The organism is Pseudomonas pharyngis, from assembly GCF_021602345.1.
Taxonomy (GTDB): Bacteria; Pseudomonadota; Gammaproteobacteria; order Pseudomonadales; family Pseudomonadaceae; genus Aquipseudomonas; species Aquipseudomonas pharyngis.
Genome location: NZ_BQID01000028.1, coordinates 1 through 19,378 on the forward strand (window position 1 = coordinate 1; position 19,378 = coordinate 19,378).

14 protein-coding genes are annotated in these 19,378 nt (G+C 63.5%); 7 read left to right on the forward strand and 7 right to left on the reverse strand.

Annotated elements, in window-relative coordinates:
- The coding region (locus tag L6D74_RS29065) for a LysR substrate-binding domain-containing protein (RefSeq protein WP_236191537.1) at positions 1–837 on the reverse strand (837 nt) is incomplete at its 3' end.
- Positions 838–947: 110 nt separating this feature from the next.
- Here L6D74_RS29065 and L6D74_RS29070 point away from each other — a divergent pair.
- The 3 genes from L6D74_RS29070 to L6D74_RS29080 all read left to right on the forward strand — a co-directional run bounded on the left by L6D74_RS29070 (position 948) and on the right by L6D74_RS29080 (position 4,216).
- Entirely contained in the window at positions 948–1,652 is a 705-nt protein-coding gene (locus L6D74_RS29070; RefSeq protein WP_236191539.1) for a haloacid dehalogenase type II, read from the forward strand.
- Positions 1,653–1,683: 31 nt separating this feature from the next.
- Entirely contained in the window at positions 1,684–2,457 is a 774-nt protein-coding gene (locus L6D74_RS29075; protein ID WP_236191541.1) for an aldolase, read from the forward strand.
- A gap of 187 nt (positions 2,458–2,644) precedes the next feature.
- Positions 2,645–4,216 (forward strand): sensor domain-containing diguanylate cyclase, encoded by a 1,572-nt coding sequence (locus L6D74_RS29080; RefSeq protein ID WP_236191543.1) that lies wholly within the window; start codon positions 2,645–2,647, stop codon positions 4,214–4,216.
- 60 nt (positions 4,217–4,276) lie between these two features.
- On the opposite strand, the gene L6D74_RS29085 is transcribed toward L6D74_RS29080, so the two are convergent.
- From L6D74_RS29085 to L6D74_RS29100, 4 genes are all read right to left on the reverse strand, one after another.
- Entirely contained in the window at positions 4,277–4,567 is a 291-nt protein-coding gene (locus L6D74_RS29085; RefSeq protein WP_039770290.1) for a hypothetical protein, read from the reverse strand.
- Between the two features lie 77 nt (positions 4,568–4,644).
- Positions 4,645–7,074: a TonB-dependent receptor gene (locus tag L6D74_RS29090; protein WP_236191546.1), complete on the reverse strand. Its 2,430-nt coding sequence runs from the start codon at positions 7,072–7,074 to the stop codon at positions 4,645–4,647.
- A 99-nt stretch (positions 7,075–7,173) separates the two neighbouring features.
- Positions 7,174–8,133: a FecR domain-containing protein gene (locus L6D74_RS29095; protein ID WP_236191549.1), complete on the reverse strand. Its 960-nt coding sequence runs from the start codon at positions 8,131–8,133 to the stop codon at positions 7,174–7,176.
- Complete coding sequence (locus L6D74_RS29100; protein ID WP_085613166.1) at positions 8,133–8,639, reverse strand: sigma-70 family RNA polymerase sigma factor; 507 nt, start codon at positions 8,637–8,639, stop codon at positions 8,133–8,135. Before L6D74_RS29100 ends, L6D74_RS29095 begins: the two co-directional genes overlap by 1 nt.
- Before the next feature lie 240 nt (positions 8,640–8,879).
- On the opposite strand from L6D74_RS29100, the gene L6D74_RS29105 reads away from it, so the two are divergent.
- Positions 8,880–9,320, forward strand: a complete 441-nt coding sequence (locus L6D74_RS29105; protein ID WP_064598013.1) for a carboxymuconolactone decarboxylase family protein — start codon at positions 8,880–8,882, stop codon at positions 9,318–9,320.
- 4 nt (positions 9,321–9,324) lie between these two features.
- Here L6D74_RS29105 and L6D74_RS29110 read toward each other — a convergent pair whose 3' ends face one another.
- Together L6D74_RS29110 and L6D74_RS29115 are read right to left on the reverse strand one after the other, a co-directional pair.
- Complete coding sequence (locus L6D74_RS29110; protein WP_236191550.1) at positions 9,325–10,917, reverse strand: DHA2 family efflux MFS transporter permease subunit; 1,593 nt, start codon at positions 10,915–10,917, stop codon at positions 9,325–9,327.
- Entirely contained in the window at positions 10,914–12,035 is a 1,122-nt protein-coding gene (locus tag L6D74_RS29115; RefSeq protein ID WP_236191551.1) for an HlyD family secretion protein, read from the reverse strand. The genes L6D74_RS29110 and L6D74_RS29115 overlap by 4 nt, the downstream gene beginning before the upstream one ends.
- 237 nt (positions 12,036–12,272) lie before the next feature.
- Here L6D74_RS29115 and L6D74_RS29120 point away from each other — a divergent pair, with 237 nt between their 5' ends.
- From L6D74_RS29120 to L6D74_RS29130, 3 genes are all read left to right on the forward strand, one after another.
- Complete coding sequence (locus L6D74_RS29120; RefSeq protein ID WP_236191552.1) at positions 12,273–14,000, forward strand: ShlB/FhaC/HecB family hemolysin secretion/activation protein; 1,728 nt, start codon at positions 12,273–12,275, stop codon at positions 13,998–14,000.
- A gap of 94 nt (positions 14,001–14,094) precedes the next feature.
- The gene (locus L6D74_RS29125) at positions 14,095–18,564 is read left to right on the forward strand and encodes a hemagglutinin repeat-containing protein (protein ID WP_236191553.1); all 4,470 of its coding nucleotides are present in this window, start codon (positions 14,095–14,097) and stop codon (positions 18,562–18,564) included.
- A 278-nt stretch (positions 18,565–18,842) separates the two neighbouring features.
- Positions 18,843–19,343, forward strand: coding sequence for a sigma-70 family RNA polymerase sigma factor (locus tag L6D74_RS29130; protein WP_064598003.1), 501 nt, complete (start codon positions 18,843–18,845; stop codon positions 19,341–19,343).
- Positions 19,344–19,378 lie beyond the last annotated feature (35 nt).

Genomic DNA, 19,378 nt, shown 5'->3' on the forward strand with positions numbered 1-19,378 from the left:
CACCCCCAGTTCTCCCCGCAAAAACTCCACCAGCCCCCGCTGCAATCCACTCAACACCCCCTCGCGACTGACCAGCGCCAGTTCAGTCGGTGGCAGCGGCGGCAAGTCCGTGCAGACCCGATGCTCCGGCAATACCGCCGAAGCCGGTAGCACCGAAACCCCAAGCCCTGAGGCCACCGCCGCTTGAATGCCGGTCAGGCTGTGGCTGCCGAAGGCCACCCGCCATGGGCGTTGCGCCACGTCGAGCAGGCGGATCGCCCGTTGTCGGTACAGGCAGCCCTGGGGAAACAGCGCCAGCGGTAACACGCCACTGGATGAGTCGAACTCAGCACCCTTGACCCAAACCAGTCGTTCCGGCCAGGTCGCCCAGGCCGGGCCGCTGTCGGGTTCGCGTTTGATCAGGGCGATGTCGATTTCGCCGCTGTCGAGGCGTTGGCGCAGGTCGAGGCTCATGCCGCTGACGGTTTCCAGCCGTGCTTGCGGGTGGCTGCGCGTGAAGCCGGCGAGGATCAGCGCCATGCGTCGGGCGTCGAAGTCTTCCGGCATGCCGATGCGCAGGATTTCCAGATCCAGATCGCTGGCCAGGGCTTCGCTGGCCTCGGAGGACAAGGCCAGCAGGCGGCGAGCGTAGTGGATCAGCAGTTCGCCGTGCTCGGTGACGCTGACGTTCAGCCCGGTGCGGTCGCGCAACAAAAGGGCGTGGCCGACCAGGTCTTCGAGTTTGCGCACCTGTTGGCTGACCGTGGATTGGGTACGGTGGACGCGTTCGGCGGCGCGGGTGAAGCTGCCTTCATCAACCACGCAGACGAAGGTTTTCAGCAGTTCCAGATCCAGCATGGCGGCGGCCTCGATATTTGTTTTGTAACTGACTGTTGGCTATTTATTTAATTTCACACTATCACCCCGAGTTCATAAGCTGAAGCCCTCACTTGCAGAGGAATGCCCCCATGACCTTGATCAACACACCGCGCCCGCAATGGCTGACCTTCGATTGCTACGGCACTTTGATTCAATGGGACGAAGGCCTGCGCGCCGTGGCCGAGCGGATCCTCAGCGAAAAGGGCGAACACCGGGTCGACGCCGGGCGCCTGATCGAGGTCTACGACCGCCACGAACATCGCCTGGAACAGACACCGCCGCATCGCTCGTTCCGCGAGCTGAGCACTCTCGGCCTGCAACTGGCCCTGGAAGAACTGGGCCTGGCGAGTGCCAGCGAAGACAGCCAGCGCCTGGCCGCTGCGATCCCGCAGATGCCGCCGTTTCCCGAAGTCGTCGAGACCCTCGCGCAGCTCAAGGCCCAGGGTTTCAAACTGTGCATCGTCTCCAACACCGATGACGACATCATCGCCGGCAACGTCGCTCAACTCGGCGGCCATATCGACCGGGTGATCACCGCGCAGCAGGCCGGCGCCTACAAACCGGCGCCGCGGCTGTTCGACTACGCTCATGAGCAATTGGGCGTCAGCCGCGATCAGGTGGTGCACATCTGCGCCAGCCCGATGCTTGACCACACGGCGGCCCGCGACATGCATTTTCGTTGCGTCTGGATCGATCGCGGCACCGGTCGTCAGTTGCTGCCGGACTATCGGCCCGACGCGATCCTCAACACGCTGGACGAAGTGCTCCCGCTGTTCTCGTCCCTTGGCTGGTAAGAAACCTCGCCCGCCATAAAGGAGTTTCGCCATGGCCCACACCCTGACCAGCAGCGCCCGACCCGCGCATTCCAGCTCATTGAACCTCGACAGCGAAGCCATCATCACCGCCCGCCACGAGCTGGCGGCGTGCTTTCAACTGGCGGCGCTGCACGGGTTGGAGGAGGGGATCTGCAATCATTTTTCGGCGATGTTGCCGGGGCACGCTGACCTGTTTCTGGTCAATCCGTACGGCTATGCGTTTTCCGAAGTGACGGCGCACAACCTGCTGGTCTGCGACTTCGCCGGCAACGTGGTGGACGGCGAGGGCCAGCCGGAAGCGACTGCTTTCTATATTCATGCGCGCCTGCACCAGCGGCTGCCTCGGGTGAAGGTCGCGTTCCATACGCACATGCCGAACGCGACAGCGTTGTGCCTGCTGGAGGGGCCGCCGCTGTTGTGGCTGAGTCAAACCGCGCTGAAGTTCTACGGGCGCACGGCGGTGGACGAGCATTACAACGGGCTGGCGCTGGATGAGCGTGAAGGCGACCGGATTGCCGAGGTGATGGGCGAGGCCGACATTCTGTTTTTGAAGAACCACGGTGTGATTGTCGCCGCGCCGACCATCGCCGAGGCCTGGGACGATCTGTATTACCTGGAGCGTGCCGCGCAGGTGCAACTGCTGGCGATGGCCACGCAACGGGTGTTGAAACCGGTGCCGCACGCGGTTGCGCAACGGGCCTACGAGCAGATGCGCGAGGGCGATCCCGAGAGTGCGCGGGCGCATCTGCACAGTGCAATGCGGCGGTTGGCGAGCCGGGGGTAAAAGCGAGGAAAACGGGCAGGCAAAAATAATTCGCGTCGCAGGTCATCCAATTGCCCTGCGCGCCGATAGCAACAAGGTCGGGATTGTCTCGGTGGCGCTTGGTTGCCCCACACAACCCGGTGGGCTACGCTCACAAAAACAAGGGTTTCGGGCTTTTGCCCCTGTCGTACCTGCCCAGGACACGCTTTTGCCTATCCCCATTCACGATCCGCACCAGGCCCCCGGCGGCACCCTCAAGCGTTTGCCCCTGCGCAAGGCGGCGGTGTTGTTCATCGTGGCTGTGTGTCTGAGCCTGTCCGGCCTGTTGTATTTGCAGATCGAACAGTCGCGGCGCCAGGATCTGGCCAACGCACAGGTGTCGTCGGCCAACCTGACCCGGGCCATGGCTCAGCAGGCTGAAGACACTTTTCTGGCAGCGGATCTGGTGCTGACCAGCCTGGTCGACTGGGTTCAGGACGATGGTTATGGCGCGGAGCAGAAGCCGCGTTTGCAGAAAACCCTCGCGCGGCGGGTGCAGCAACTGGAGCAGTTGCACGGCATGTTCCTGTTCGACCGCGAAGGGCAGTGGGTGATTACCTCGTTCGCGGATCTGCCGCGCGGCCATGGCGTGGCGGATCGCGAGTACTTCAAGTTTCACCAGCAGAACGTCTCGGCCGTGGCGCACATCGGCCCGGCGATCCGCAGCCGTGAGAACGGCGAGTGGATCATCCCGATCTCGAAACGGGTCAACGACCACGCCGGCAATTTTCAGGGTGTGCTGCTGGCCGGGATCAAGATGTCCTACTTCGACCGGTTCTTCAAAAGCTTCAGCCTGGACGACAACGGCACCATGTTCCTCGGCCTGACCGACGGCACCTTGCTCGCCCGGCGGCCTTTCGACGAGAGCCTGATCGGCACCTCGCTGGCCAAGGGCGAGATCTACCAGAAGTTGTTGCCCAATGCAGCCGCCGGCACCGCGATGATCGATTCGGTGGTCGACGGTGTCACCCGTCTTTATGGTTACCGGCAGCTGGAAAGCTACCCGTTGGTGGTCGCGGCGTCTTCGTCCCGGGACACGATCCTCCAGGGTTGGTATGACCGGGCGTTCCAGTCCAGCGTCATCGTGGCGCTGGTGATGCTCGGCGTGGGGCTGTTCGGCTGGGTGTTCATTCATCAGGTGCGCGATGGCGAGCGGATCGAGAAAAACCTGCGCAAGGCCCAGCGGACGCTGGAGCAGATCGCCACCCACGACAGCCTGACCGGGCTGGCCAACCGGCGTCTGTTCGAGCGCTCGCTGGAGGTGGAGTTTGCCCGGGGCGCGCGGCAGTCGAGCCCGGTGAGCCTGATCATGCTCGATATCGATTTCTTCAAAAGCTACAACGATGCCTACGGCCACGTGGCCGGCGACCATTGCCTGACGCAGGTCGCGCAGGTGGTGAAGAACTGCTGCCAGCGTAAATCCGATCTGGCGGTGCGTTACGGCGGGGAAGAGTTCGCGGTGTTGCTGCCGGACACCGACATCAACGGCGCGCTGGCGATTGCCGGGCAGATTCGCCGCAGCGTCATGGACAAGCACGTCACCCATAGCGGCTCGCCCACCGGTTATCTGACGGTGAGCCTGGGCTGCTATTCGTTTATTCCGCTGGGCAATGACAGCCCGGAGCTGTTCATCCAGCGCGCCGATGCGGCGCTGTATCAGGCCAAAAACGCCGGCCGCAATCGCGCGGCCGTGTTGTCGATGGACGTCGGATTCGGCGAATTGCTACGTTCGGATCGCTGACAAAAAACGGTAGGGTTCAGACACAGGCCATGGCGTTTACCACGGCCTGCTCTTGTTCGTTCAGCCGCCAGTGCCACCGCCGGCACCGCCCGTGCCGCCACCGGCCGAACCGGTGCCACCTCCTGCTCCCGAGCCTGAACCGCTGGCACCGCCGTTGGTGCCGGTCCCGCCACCCGCGCCGCTGCCGCCGGACGGCGAGCCCGGCGTATTGTCCGGTGGCATCGGCGAGCCATTGGTGGAGCCGGATTTGGTGCCCGTGGCATCGGCGCCGTCGTTGGCGGCGAATGTCGCGGCTGAGCCTGTGGCCAGCAGGCCGATCAACAACAGCGAGGTGAGTTTGCGCGTCATCATGGTCTGTCTCCGGAAAGGGGATTACCTGATATTGGTCAGACGCGCCGAACCCTTGGTGCCGGCCGGATGACGAGCGGTCAGAAGTCCACGGTGGCCGACACCTTCAGCGTGCGCGGCGTGCCCTGGGTCAGGTAACCGCCGTTGGCCGAGGCCCAGTAAGCTTCGTTGGCGACGTTCTCCAGATTGGCCCGCAGGGTGATCTGCTTTTCATCCAGTTTGAAGGCATAGCGCGTGCCCAGGTCGAAACGGTTCCACGCCGGAATGCTTTGAGTATTCGCCGCGTTCAGGTATTGGCCGCCGGTGCGCAACATCCGCGCGCTGAGGGCAGCGCCTTCGAGGCCCGGAATGTCCCAGTCGGCGCCGAGGTTGAACTGGAAGCGCGGCACCCCGACGGCGCGATTGCCGTCATTCACGCCGTTGCTGCTGCCTTCCAGTTCAGTCTTCATCACGGTTGCGCCGCTGAGCAGGCGCAGGCCGTCGAGCGGTTCGCCATAGACGTTGAGTTCCACGCCTTTGTTGGTCTGCTGGCCGTCGACCCGGAAGATTCCGTCCTGGGTATAGCTCGACGGTTGCTCGATGCGATAGACGCCGAGGTTGGCGCCGTAGCTGCCCATGTCCAGCCGCACGCCGGCCTCGATCTGTTTGCTGCGCACCGGGGCGAAGGTTTCGTCGCGGTTGATCGCGGTGGTCGGCGGCGTCGGGCCCTTGGCCAGGCCTTCGATGCGGTTGGCATAGAACGACACATGCTCCCACGGCTTGATCACCAGGCCGTAGACCGGGGTGGTGATCGACTCTTCATAACTGGAGGTGCGGGCGCCGGTGGCGGTGCTCCAGCCATCGACTTTCAGCTCTTGGCGGCGCACGCCGAGGGTCAGCAGGATGCGGTCATCGACAAAGCCGAGGGTGTCGGAAATCGCCTCGCTGCGCAGGGTGTTCTTGCCGGTGATGCGCGGGTCATTGATGTCGCTGGCGAACGAGGTGGGGGCCGGGCGCGGCTTGTCGGTGACGTTGTACAGGTTGGTGCTGTAGCGCCCGGCGGTGCCGATGGTTTCGAACGCCGAGCGCTGCTCGCCCCAGATGCCCGCCCAGCCGAGGTTCAACTGGTGCGTGACGGGGCCGGTGTCGAAACGGCCGTTGAGCCCGGCCATGGCGCTCTGGTTGTCCTCGTCGTGGGGCGAATAGAGCATGCCGCCACGGGCGCTGCCGTTGAGGTCGGTGACGGTCAGCGACGAGTAAACCCCGTTCTCGCGAGTGTGCTTGGCGCCGCCGGACACGTAGGCGGTCCAATTGTCGTTCAGGTCATATTCGGCGCGGGCCATGCCGAAGGTGTCTTCGAGTTGCGAATAGCTCCAGCTCTGGGCATAGCTGGCGTTGGCGTGCGGCACCTTGGGGGCTTTGGTCAGGCTCGAATCGACATAGACCACCGAGCGGCCCTGGTTGATGACCTGCTTCTGATAGCCGAAATCGGTCGAGACCCGCAGGCGATCGCCGCGATAGTCCAGGCCGACGCTGAACAGCGACGAGCGCTGGTCTTCGTCATCGACGGCGGTGTCGCCTTCGCGCTGCATCAGGTTGATCCGCGCACCGAAGCGGTTGTCCTCGCCAAAACGCTGGCCCAGATCCAGATGCCCGCCGACCCGGCCGTCGGCGCTGTAATCGAGGGTGACGCTGCGGGTCGGCGTATCCATCGCGCGTTTGGGTTGCAGGTTGATCCCGCCACCGATGCCGCTGCCGCTCGGGGTCACGCCGTTGACGAATGCATTCGGGCCCTTGAACAGTTCGACCCGGTCCAGCGCTTCGACGGCGATGATCTGCCGGGGCAGCACGCCATAGAGGCCGTTATAGGAAATGTCGTCGGAGGCCAGCGGCAGGCCACGGATCATGAACATCTGCGAGAAGTTGCCGAAGCCGTTGGACTGGCGCACCGAGGCATCGTTGAGCAACACATCGCCAACGGTCTGGGCCTGCTGATCGGCCATGGTCTTGGCGGTATAGCTGGTGACGCTGAAGGGCAGGTCGTTGACCTCCTGGTTGCCGAGCATGCCGATCTGCGCGCGGCGCGCGACCTGTTCGCCGCCGTAGGTATCGCCGCTGTCGTCGCGCAGGGCGCTGACGTTGGTGGCGCCCAGTTCCAGCGCGCCGTCCGCCGCGACTTTCGGGGCCACGGTGTAACCGTTGTGGCCGGTGCTGATCAGCTCGAAACCGCTGCCTTCCAGCAACCGCGCAAAACCGCTCTGCGCGGTGTAACTGCCTTGCAGGCCGGGGCTCTGGCGATTACCCAGTTGCGCCGGATCGAACGACAGCGGCACGCCGACGCTGACCGCAAATTGCGCCAGCACATGGCTGAGCAGGCCGGGGCCGATATTGACGCTGCGGCTGGCGCTTTCACTGACGCTGTCGGCGGCGTGGGCGGCGCTCGGCAGCAGTGCGCTGAAGGCCAGGGCCAGGCTCAGGTTCAGGGCCTTGAGCGCAAACGTGGCGGGGCGGGGCGATGGCATTGCGGTCATTCGGTGTTCCTGTCGGGGGCGTGGAATCGGGAGGTCTATCCACTCACCGGACGAGACGCGAAAAGGTATCAGTGAATACGGAAAATATTTTCCGAGGGCTCAGACACGCGGTTCCACCGACAGCCAATAACGGGTCAGGCTGTTGATGTTCAGCGGCAACGTGTCGCTGAGCAGACGCAGGCTGGCGTCGGTGTCGCGTAGGGAAAACGCCCCGGACACGCGCATCGCCGCGACGTCCGGATGACAGCGCAGCACGCCCCGGCGATAGCGGCTCAATTCGCCGAGCAATTCGTCCAGACGCATGTTGCTGGCCAGCAGCATGCCTTTGTCCCAGGCCAGGGAAGCGGTGTCGAAGGTTTCGCTGCTGTCGAAGCTGTTGAGCTTGAAGCGCTGGCGCTCGCCCGCCTGAAGAATCGCACTCTGCTTGAGCAGTTGCGGGGTGATCTGAACCTGGCCTTCGAGCACCGACACCTGGCTGCGCGAACCCTCGGTGCGCACGCAGAATCGCGTGCCCAGTGCGCGGGCCACACCTTGCGGGGTTTCGACAATGAACGGACGGGCGCTGGTGTCTGCGGCGGTGTTGATCAGCACTTCACCGTTGAGCAGCAGGACGCGGCGCTCTATCGGACTGAAAGTGATGTCCACGGCGCTGTCGGTGTTGAGCACCAGTTGAGTGCCGTCCGGCAGTTGCAGGTTCTTTTGTTCGCCGACGGCGGTGCGCTGGTCGGCGGTCCATTGCTGCCACGGTACATGCTGCGAAGCGATGCCCAGCGGCCCGGCCATCAACAGCAAGCCGAGGCGGGTGAGGGTCTGGCGACGGCTCAGGCCTTCCTTGCGGGACGCGCGTTTCAAGGTCTGGAGCGCGACGTTGGCCGGCACGCTGCGCAAGTCCCCCAACAGCGCTTCGGCCCGTTGCCAGGCGATGGCGTGCTCGGCGCTGCGGGTGCGCCATTGGGCGATGGCCTGGTGGTCGGACGGGGTCGCGGTGCCGGAATGCAGTTGCACCAGCCAGTCGGCGGCTTCGCCGAGAATCTGCGGATTGATCATCGACGAATTCATCAGGCGACACTCAGGCAGGCAATGAACGCAGCACGCATGTGCCGTTTGACGGTGATCAGCGAAACATTCAGGCGCGTGGCGATCTGCGCGTAGGTCAGGCCTTCGATCTGCGACAGCAGGAAGGTCTCGCGGGTTTGCTCGGGCAGTTCGCGCAGCAGCGCTTCGATGCGCCACAGGGTTTCGAGGATCAGGTAGCGGGTTTCCGGCGACGGCACTTCGGCGGCGGGCAAGTGCGCGATGGTTTCCAGGTACGCGCGCTCCAGGTCCTGACGCCGCCAGCGATCGATCATCAGGCCTTTGGCGATGTGCGTCAGCAGTGCCCGGGGCTCGTTGCCCAGCGGCTTGATCACCTGCCGGGTGAGCAGGCGCAAAAAGGTATCGTGCGCCAGATCGGCCGCCTCGCAGCGGTTGCCCAACTTGCGCTGCAGCCAGCCCTGCAGCCACCCGTGGTGTTCGCTGTAGAGCGTCTGGACTTGCTGATTCAACGGCTGATCGAGGGACGACATGGAGGGCAGGTACTCGTTTCGGGCGTCCGTTGCCAGAGATGCAATCGAGAGTGCGATTAGGGTGCAATTAAGAATTGATCGCATTCTAGTGGCGCGCAACGAGTGCTGGCAATTGCCCATTCACACTTTCTTTTCTGACACCAGCGCAGTGGCCTACCCATCTTCCGGGAGATTGGCTATTTGCCGGTCCGGACGCCGGGACTAACGTAGCCCCACATTCACTTGCCCCGGAGAGTCGCCATGAAACCTCGTATCGATTTCTACACCGCGTCCCCAGATGCCCTGAAAGCGATGATCGCCCTGGAAACCGCCGTCTCGAAATTGCCGCTGGAAAAAAACCTGATCGAACTGGTCAAGCTGCGCGCTTCGCAGATCAATGGCTGTGCGTTCTGCATCGACATGCACACCGCCGACGCGATCAAGGGCGGCGAAACCCCGCGCCGGTTGTTCGCCGTGACCGCATGGCGTGAAGCGCCGTTCTTCACTGAACGTGAACGCGCCGCGCTGTTGTGGACCGAAACCCTGACCCAGCTGAGCCTGACCCACGCCCCGGACGAAGACTACGAAGTGGTCGCTGCGCAGTTCTCGCCCCAGGAAATGGTCGACCTGACGGTCGCGATCAGCACCATCAACAGCTGGAACCGTCTGGCCGTGGGCTTCCGTAAAACCCCACAGGCCTGATCGATCAATGTGCATCGGCACTCGGCGCGGCCGGTGGTTGCACCTTGCGCATCAAGGGCACCATCGCCGTGGCGATGCCGAAGCACACCATGATCATCAGGAACGTGTCGCCGTAGGTTTGCGTCTGCGCTTCACGGTAGGTCAGCAGCCACAGCTGACGCAGGCTGGCGGTGAGGCCGACATCGCCGCTCTGACCCAGCGCGGCAAAGTTGCCGCCGACCTGGGCCAGCCACTGATTCACTGCTTCGTTGCTGCTGTTCAGATGCTCCGCCAACCGGGTGAAGTGCAGGTTGGTGCGGTCGTTGAGAATGGTCGCGCACGCCGCAATTCCGATTGCACCGCCCAGATTGCGCATCAGGTTGAACAGGCCCGACGCATGCTTGAGCCGCGCCGGTGCCAGGCCACCCAACGTCAACGTTACTGCCGGCGGCACCGCCAGTTGCTGTGCGATTCCGCGCAGGGCTTGTGGCAGCAGCAATTCTCCGGCGCCCCAATCGTGGGTGATCGGACTGAATTCCCACATCGACAAGGCGAACAACGCCAGGCCCGCCATCATGATCCAGCGCAGATCGATGCGATTGGCGAGAAAGGCGTACAGCGGAATCGCCATGATCTGGAACACCCCGGTGGAGAAAACTGCCAGACCAATATCCAGCGCGCCGTAGCCGCGAACCCGGCCGAGAAACAGCGGCGTCAAGTAAATCGTCGCGAACAGGCCGATGCCGGTGACGAAGGAAAAGAAGCAGCCAAGGGCGAAGTTGCGATCCTTGAGCGCGCGCAGGTCGACGATCGGATTGGCCACGTGCAGCGTGCGGCCGATGAAGGCCAGCCCCGCGAGGCCACTGATCCATGCGGTGGTCAGGATGGTCTGGTCGCTGAACCAGTTCCAGCGCGGGCCTTCCTCGAGGGTGTATTCCAGGCAACCGAGAAACAGCGCCAGAAACACCATGCTCAAATAGTCCGCGCCCTTGAGCAGCGACAGTTCCGGCTGGTCGATCTTCACCAGCATCGGCACCGCCACGGCGACGAAAATCCCCGGCACCAGATTGATGTAGAACAGCCAGTGCCAGGAGGAAATGTCGGTGATCCAGCCGCCGATCACTGGGCCCAATGTTGGCGCCAGCGAAGCCACGGCGCCGATGGTGGCAGCGGCGATGACCCGCTGTTTGCCGGTGAAGAAAAAGAACGCGGTGGTGAACACCAGCGGAATCATCGACCCACCGAGAAACCCTTGCAGCGCGCGAAAGGCGATCATGCTCTGGATGTTCCAGGCGATGCCGCAGAGCAGGCTGGCGAGGGTGAAGCCGACCGCCGAGGCGCAGAACAGCCAGCGCGTGGCGAACACTCGCGACAGCCAGCCCGACAGCGGAATCACGATGATCTCGGCGATCAAGTAACTGGTCTGCACCCATGCCGTTTCATCGGTGCCGGCGGACAACCCGCCGCCGATATCGCGCAGCGAGGCCGAGACGATCTGGATGTCCAGCAGCGCGATGAACATGCCGATGCACATCGTGGCGAAGGCGAACACTTTGGTCGCCGTCGCCATCTCGGCGGCATTGAATGGCTGCGCGGCGGCGGTGAGGGCGGTGCTCATGGCGCGCTGGCCACAGCCGTGGTTTCAGGTTGGGCGCGGGTGTCGACTTCAGCGGTCACCGACAGGCCCGGACGCAGGTGGCCGAGCACGCCGTCCGCCGGGTCGAGCAGGATCCGCACGGGTACACGCTGGACGATTTTGGTGAAGTTGCCGGTGGCGTTTTCCGGCGGCAGCACACTGAACTGCGAACCGGTGGCCGGGGCGAGGCTATCGAGGCGACCGTGGAATTCCTGGCCGGACAATACGTCGGCGCGGATGCTCACGCGCTGGCCGGGTTTCATCCGCGCCAGTTGGTCTTCCTTGAAATTGGCATCGACCCACAGACCGCTGGCCGGCACCACCGACAACTGTTGCGAACCGGCCTGCGCATAAGCGCCGACCCGCGCGCGGCGATTGCCGATCACGCCGTCAACCGGAGCGCGCAGTTCGGTGTAGCCGAGGTTGAGTTGCGCCAGATCACGCTCGGCCCGGGCTTGCTGGAGGGCGGCGCGGGCCTGTTGTTTCTGGGTTTCGATCACGGTGAGCTGGCGTTGCGCGGCCAGCAATTCGGCCTGGGCTTTGGCGCTCAAGGCTTGCGCGGTCTTGAAGGTGGCGTCGGCCCGCTGCGCGCTCTCCACCGACACTGCGTTGGTGGTCACCAGACGTTTGTAGCGGGCGTTGTCGTCCCGCGAACGGGCGGTTTCGGCGCTGGCAGCATCGATGCCGGCGCGGGCCTGACCGATCACCGCCTGTTGCAGTTGTTCGGTGGCATCGAGGTTAGCCAGCAGCGCCTCTTCGGCGGCGACCGCGCCTTCGGCCTTGGCCAGATTGGCGCGGTAGTCGCGGGCATCGAGGCGGATCAGCACGTCGCCGGCCTTCACCCTTTGGTTGTCGCTGACCAGCACTTCCTCGATGTAACCGGCGACTTTCGGTCCGATCACCGTGACGTCGCCGCCGATGTAGGCATCGTCGGTTTCCTCGAGAAATCGCCCGGTGCCCCACCAATGCAAGGCATACAGGCCGGCGAACACCAGCGCGGCCAAACCCGCAGTGGGCAACAGCAGCCGTTTGAGCAGAGGAGGTTTGGGGGCGCTGACCGGAACGGCGAGATCGGGTTCTACGGTGGGCATGCTGGTCATGGCGTAATACCTGAGAAAGCAGAATGGCTATTACGACCGTAATATGACGCGAGTAATATTTTGTGGCAATTGATTTTTATCGCCGGTCGTCAGATGAAGGTTGTTGAAAGAAGAAGCTGACCATTTGTTTAAGAAATGTAAGCGCTGTAGGAAGCGTCTTGCATTTGTGTAGGAAGGCTCTGACTATCACCGCAATTGATGGGGTGGCATTACGCCAGTTGATTGCAAGGATGTTGAGTGCCGTATTCGCTTTGCGCTGTTTCTCGTAGTCGTTCCCTGCCGCGCCCGCTGTTGTCGGCCTTGTTGTTGAGTGTGTCTGCGCCCAGCGTTCTCGCCGCCGAAGCGTCAGCCCCTGGCCAGGAAGTGCTGCGCCAGCAGCAACTGCAACAGCGCGATCTGCAACAACTGCAACTCGAACAGCGCAAGCGCCAACTGGAGCGCGGCGCGTTTGGCCCGACGCCGGCCAATCCGGCCATTCCTGAGTCGATCAAACCTGATGAGCGCTGTTGGCCCTTGAGTGGTACGCGCGTCGGCGGTGTCACGCTGATCGATCGCGACCAACTCAACGCCCGCATCAAGCCATTGCTGGCACCGTGCATGGGCGTCGGCCAGATCAACCATCTGCTGGCGACCATCACCGCGCTGTACGTCGAGAAGGGCTACATCGCCAGTCGGCCGTACTTGAGCAGTGCGCCGGCGGCGGGGCAATCGCTGGATATCCTGATCGACGAAGGCTACATCGAGTCCATCGAACTGGCGGACCAAAGCCTGCCAGTGTCCCTCGGCGGGGCGTTCCCGGGCATGCTCGGTAAACCGCTGAACCTGCGGGATCTGGAGCAGGGACTGGATCAGTTGAACCGCCTGCGCTCGCTTGATCTGACCGCCGACATCGCTCCCGGCAGCCAGCCCGGCGCGTCGAAAATCATCCTGCGTTCGCGGACCTCGGGGCAGTCACGCTGGGCCCTCGGTGCCGGTTTCGACAACCTCGGCAGTGCCAGCACCGGTCGCGATCGCGACACGCTGAGCCTGACGCTCGACAGTCCGCTCGAACTCAACGACCTGCTGAGCCTCAGCGCCAGCGACACCCTCAATCAGGGCGACCGCTACAGCCGCAACGCCAGCCTCTATTACGCGATTCCCTACGGTTACTGGACGTTCAGCACCTTCGCCAGCCACGCCGAATACCGCGCGCCGTTCAAACTCAGCACGGCGACCCTGCACAGCACCGGCATCACCGATCAGCTCAGCCTGCGCGCCGACCGGGTGTTGTGGCGTGACCAGAGCCATCAGCTCAGTGCCAACCTGCAACTGGCGCACAAGGACGTCGACAGCTATCTGGAAAATGTCCGCCTCGGTATTCAAAGCCCGACTCTGACTGTGGCCGAAGCGGGGCTCAATCTGTTCTGGCTCGACCGCGCGGTATGGAACCTCGACGTCAATTACGCCCAGGGTTTAAGCGGGTTCGGTGCCGACGACGATGCCGATCGCCAGGTCAAAAACCTGCCCAAGGCACAGTTTCGCAAGTACCGCGCCGGCCTCAGCCAATGGCGCAACGGCCAGCTCGGCGCGCAAGCCTGGCAATGGCAGAGCCAACTCAATGTGCAATACAGCCCGGATCCGCTGCCAGCCATCGAACAACTGCTCGGCACCGACGATTCCGCCGTGCGCGGTTATCGGGTCAGCAGCGCGTCCGGCGCCAGCGGCGCGATCTGGCGCAACACCTTGCGCCTGCCGTTGCGCAGCGATCTGCCGATGCAGCTCACCCCGCGCGTCGGTCTCGACCACGGCTGGATCAAGGCCGATCACGGTGCTCCGGTCCAACGTCTGAGCGGCGCCAGCATCGGCCTCAATCTGGGCTGGAAAAACCTGCAAGTGGATGTCGATTACCAACGCAGTCTGAACACCCCGACCGGCCTGCACCGCGAGCCTGAAACCTGGCTGATGCGGGTCGGATTGCAGTTATGAACGTCAGTGAACAACAGCCATCGGACCTGAGCGCGACAGCCGTGGCCTTCAACTCAACGCGCAACGTGATGCCGCACTACATGGAGAGTTTTTTATGCCAATGAACACCTTTGCGTTTCATCTTTCCCCGCGGGGCAAACTGCGCTGGGCGATTGCCAGCCTGTTTCTGGTCGCTCACCTGCCGGGCGCCATGGCCGGCGGTGTAGTGGTTGCGCCCGGCCCCGGCGGCACCGCGCAATTGCAGACCCAGGGCGGCGTCCCGATCGTCAACATCGTCGCGCCGAACGGCTCCGGTCTGTCGCACAACCAGTTCCTCGACTACAACGTCGACCGTCAGGGACTGGTGCTGAACAACGCCCTTCAGGCCGGGCAATCGCAGGTTGCCGGGCAACTGGCGGCCAACCCGCAATTGCAGGGCCAGGCCGCGAGCGTGATCCTCAACGAAGTGATCAGCCGCAACCCGTCGGCCATCAACGGCGCCCAGGAAATCTTCGGTCGCGCTGCCGACTACGTGCTCGCCAACCCGAACGGCATTTCGGTGAACGGCGGCAGTTTCATCAACACGCCGAACGCCAATCTGCTGGTCGGCCGTCCCGAGCTGAACGACGGCATGCTGCAAGCCCTGAGCACCCGCGACGCCACCGGTCAGTTGCAGATCCAGGGCGGCGGTCTGCGCAACGGCGAAGGTTCGATCAACCTGATCGCCCCGCGCATCGACAGCCAGGGCGCGATAACTGCACGCGATCAACTGAACCTCACCGTCGGGCGCAATCAGATCGACTACGCCAGCGGCCAGGTGAAAGCCGTGGACCCGGCGGGCAACACCACCGATCAGCGGATCGACGCCAGCCTGTTCGGCGCGATGCAGGCCGGGCGCATCAACATCGTCAGCACCGCAGAAGGCGCGGGCGTGAAAGTGGGCGCGGTGCAAGTCGCCGGACGTGACGGCGTGCAGATTCGTTCGGCGGGCGACTTGAGCGTCAGCGGCCAGGCGATCCCGGACAGCCTCGACGTGACCCGTGCCGGCATTCGCAGTAGCCAGGGCGACGTCGGCCTGCACAGCGGCAAGGACCTGACGCTGGCCGCCACCGATGTCAGCGGTCGTGACGTGAAGGTCGAGGCCAAACGCAACCTGACCCTGACCACCGTCGAAAGCCGCAAGCTCCAGGAGCAGCGCGAGAACTGGAACAACAGCACCATCGGCATCACTTGGGAAACCTACGAACGCACCAGGACCGACAGCGATTCGCGCCAGCACGGCAGCCAGATCGTCGCCAGCCGCGACGCGCAACTGTCCTCCGGCAAAGACACCGAACTGAAAGCCGCCAAGGTCGAGGCGAAGAACAACCTCAGCGTGCAAAGCGGCGGCGACCTGCGCCTGACCGCCGCCACTGAAAGCCACACCCAGACCGATCAGGGCAAGCACCGCAAACACCTGTGGAAAGCCGATTGGGACAGCAGCAGCGAAGAGCAGCGCAGCATCACCAGCCAGTTGAAGGCCGGCAACATCGCCCTGCAAACCGCCGCACTGTTGCGCTCCGAAGGTGCCGAGCTGAACAGCGCCGGCGATCTGCGACTGGCCGGCAAACAAGTGGAAATCACCACCGCGACCCGCACCCATCGCAGCAGCGACAATCGCTACTCCGGTGATCTGGTCGGCGGCGGTTTCTTCGGCAAGACCGGCGACGCCGACAAGGGCCAGACCCAGCATCAGGGCAGCAAGATCAACGCGGCCGGCAAACTGGTGGTCAAGGCTGACGAAGTGCGCATCAGCGCCAGCCAGGTGCGTGGCGTCCAGGACGCCAGCGTGATCAGCGACAACGGTTCGCTGACCATCGACGGTGTGCAGGACACCTCGCACAGCAACAACCACGACAATGACAGCAAGTTCTTCGGCATCACCAAGGACGAGTCCCGGCAGAACAGCAAGGGCAGCACCACGGTGCGCAGCGAGCTCGCTTCCGACAGCAACCTCAAGCTGAAAAGCGCCAGGGACATCGAAGTCGCCGGTTCCACGGTCAAGGCCGGTGGTTCGCTGACGGCGGAGGCGGCCGGTGACGTGAATGTGCATTCGGCGCAGAACACCCACGACAGCAGCAACAGCACACAAACCCGTGGCTTCGACGCTTATGCCAAAGAGCAGACGGCGGAGCAGTATCGCGCTGGCGTGCATTACGAAGACAAGGCGCAAACCGTCACCGTCAACAACGTTACCCAGCAGGGTTCCAGCCTCAGCGGCGGCACCGTGCAAGTGAAGGCGGGCGGCGACGTGACGCTGAAGGGCGCCGAGGTGAAATCCAACGCCGGCGACACCACCCTGAGCGGCAAGAACGTCTCGCTGCTGGCCGAGCAGGACAGCCACAGCACCTCGACCGAAACCCGCAGCACCGGCGGCGGTTTCTACTACACCGGCGGCCTCGACCGCGCCGGCAGCGGCGTGGATTTCTCGCACAGCACCTCGCAAGACACCACCGGCAAAACCACCGCGCAAACCACCGGCGTGCAGAGCAGCGGCAGCCTGAACATCAACGCTGACAAACTCGCCACCGAGGGCGCGCAACTGAAGTCCGGCAACGGTCTGAATGTCGCCGCCAACGAAGTCGACAACCGTGCCGCCAGCAACACCGAGAGCAGCACCCACAAGGAGAGCAACTGGTCGGCGGACATCGGCGCCAACGTCGAGTACAAAGACATCGCCCGGCCGATTGCCGGCGCGGTGAAAGACGTGCTCGACGGCAAGGTGCCGGACAAGGACGCACTGGCCAATATCGGTCAGCCGAACGTCGGGATCGACGTGGCAGTCGGTCATGCCAGCACCGATAAAACCGAGCAGGGCAGCAACGCCGTGGTCAGCCGGTTCGACGGCCAGACCGTGGACGTGAAGGTCGGCGGCACGCTGCACGACCAGGGCACCCAGTACAACGCCAGCGCCGACCAAGTGAACATCAGCGCCGACAAACTGGTGGCCGATGCCGCGAACAACACCCACAGCAATACCGAAAAGTCGGTGGATGCCAAGGTCGATGTGCGCGTCTACACCAAGACCGGCGAAGACGTGAACGTGGCCGGCAGCGGCGCGGGTGGTAGCAGCCAGTCGAGCAAGGACAGTTCCACGGCGGTGGTTGGCGGTTACGCTGGCAATCAGGGTGTGAACATCCATGTCGGCGGCGATGCCCGGTTCGAAGGCAGCCGTTTCGACGGCGGGCAGGGCGGTGTCAGCGTCAAGACCGGCGGGGATCTGGCGCTGAATCAGGCGAACGACCGCCAGAGCAGCGACGGCTCCAGCCTGCGCGGCAACGGTTCGCTGACCGTCGGCACCTTTCCGGGCACCGACGGCACCAACGTCGATCTCGGCGCCGGGTTCCAGCTCGATCACAAAGGCAACCAGACGACCGACAGCCAGGCCCACGTCGCCAGTATCAATGGCAACGGTCCGGTGCAATTGAGCAGCGGCGGCAATCAGGTTCAGCAGGGCACGAAGATCGACAGCGCTGGTGCTATCGACCTCAAAGCTGACGGCAAGCTCGACCTGCAAGCGGCCACGGATTCGCACGTCGCCACCGGCAGCAATCTCGGCGGCGGCCTGAAGGCCGGCGGCAGTAAAACCAGCAGCGAGAAGAGCCGCGATCAGGGCGGCAACCTCAGCGGCAACTTCAACATCGGTCGGGTCAACGAGAGCACCCAGACCCTCAGCGGTGGCCAGCTCAACAGCCAGAACGGCATCGCGTTGAGCGGCGATTCGGTGCGCCTGCAAGGCACTCAGGTCAGCGCGCCAAACGTCAGCATCGACGCGCAAAAGGGCGGTTTCGTTCAGGAGTCCGCGCAGTCCACCGACAACCGCAACAACTGGAATGTGGCGTTGAACGCCGGTGGCAATCTGAGCAAAAGCACACCGACCGCCGCCGATGAAAAAGTCAGCAGCGATCACGACTTCAATGCCGGTGCCAAGGTCGGCGTGGATTACCTGCAAGGCACCACCCGGCAGAACAGCCAGATCAAGGCTGACACGGTGGTGTTGAACAGCGCCGGTGATGCGAGCCTGAGCGGTGCGCGGATCGATGCGCGCAACGTCAGCGGCAACGTGGCCGGTGATCTGTCGGTCGAAAGCCGTCAGGACTCCAGCACTCACGCCAAGGTTGACGTGGATCTGGGCCTGACCGCCAAGAAGACCCCGGCCGACGACAAGGGCAAACTCGCGGGCACCGACTACAAGCCAACGCTGAAAGCCGGAGGCGAATACGCGCACAAGGACAGCGTGAAACAGGCTTCCGGCATTAGCGCTGGTCAGGGTGTGAATCTCACTGTCGGCGGCACTACCCAGCTAACCGGCGCGCGGATTTCCGCCACCGAAGGCAAAGTCGATCTGGGCGGTTCAAAGGTCAGCAGCAGCGACCTGAGCAACCGCGACTACGGCGTTAAAGCCGGCCTGGAGCTGCCACACAAAACCGAAGAAAACGCACCGAAGGTGTCCCTTGAAAACGGCAATCTGAAAGTTGGTCCGGTGACCGTCAGCGGTCATTTCGACAGTCAGTCACTTCAAGCGGGTATTGACGAAAAAGGCTGAGCCGCCATGCATCAAGGGCTGTTCAGCCAGAGTGGCTTGGCAGCCTGGCGGGATGGAAACTGCACCGCGACTATCGCGGTGCTTTTCATTAGAGCCATGGACGGTGAATACCAGAGGGCTTGGTACGCGGGTGGTTCTGCCCACGCAAGGCAGGGACTGCCGCGAATTAGAGCGCCGAAGGGATAGGGAAAACAGCTTCGTCGGCACACCCGAGGAATCCATTGCTTCGGCTTAATAGGAAGCATTACTATTCACGCCCCTTTCTTCAGCACGCCGCAATGACCCCCATGCTGCCCCGCAGACCCGGCTTTCTCGAGCATTACGAAGAGTTGATCGGCACCTGGACCCGTCGCCTGCGCAATCGCTCGCAGGCCGAGGATCTGGCGCACGACACCTTTGTGCGGGTGCTCGAATCCGATTCGTCGGCGGTGCAGCAACCCCGGGCGTATCTGCACCAGACCGCGCGCAATATCGCGGTCGACGGCTATCGGCGTGAGGACCGGCGGGGCGCCATGGAGTCGGAGGCGATCGATCTCAGTGAGGCGCCGACCGGCGACCCGGAGCATTACATGCATGCGATCCAGCTGGCCGATTCCATCGAACGCGCGCTCACGGAGCTGCCGGTCAACTGCCGACGGATTTTCGTCTGGCAGAAGATCGAGGGCCTGACCCAGGCGGAAATCGCCGAACGCCTGGGCCTGTCCAAGAACATGGTGGAAAAGTATATGATCCGCACCCTGCGGCATCTGCGTGATCGCCTGGACGGGGCGCAATCATGAGCCGTGGCGTCTTTTCATCCCCAGCCAAACAGGAC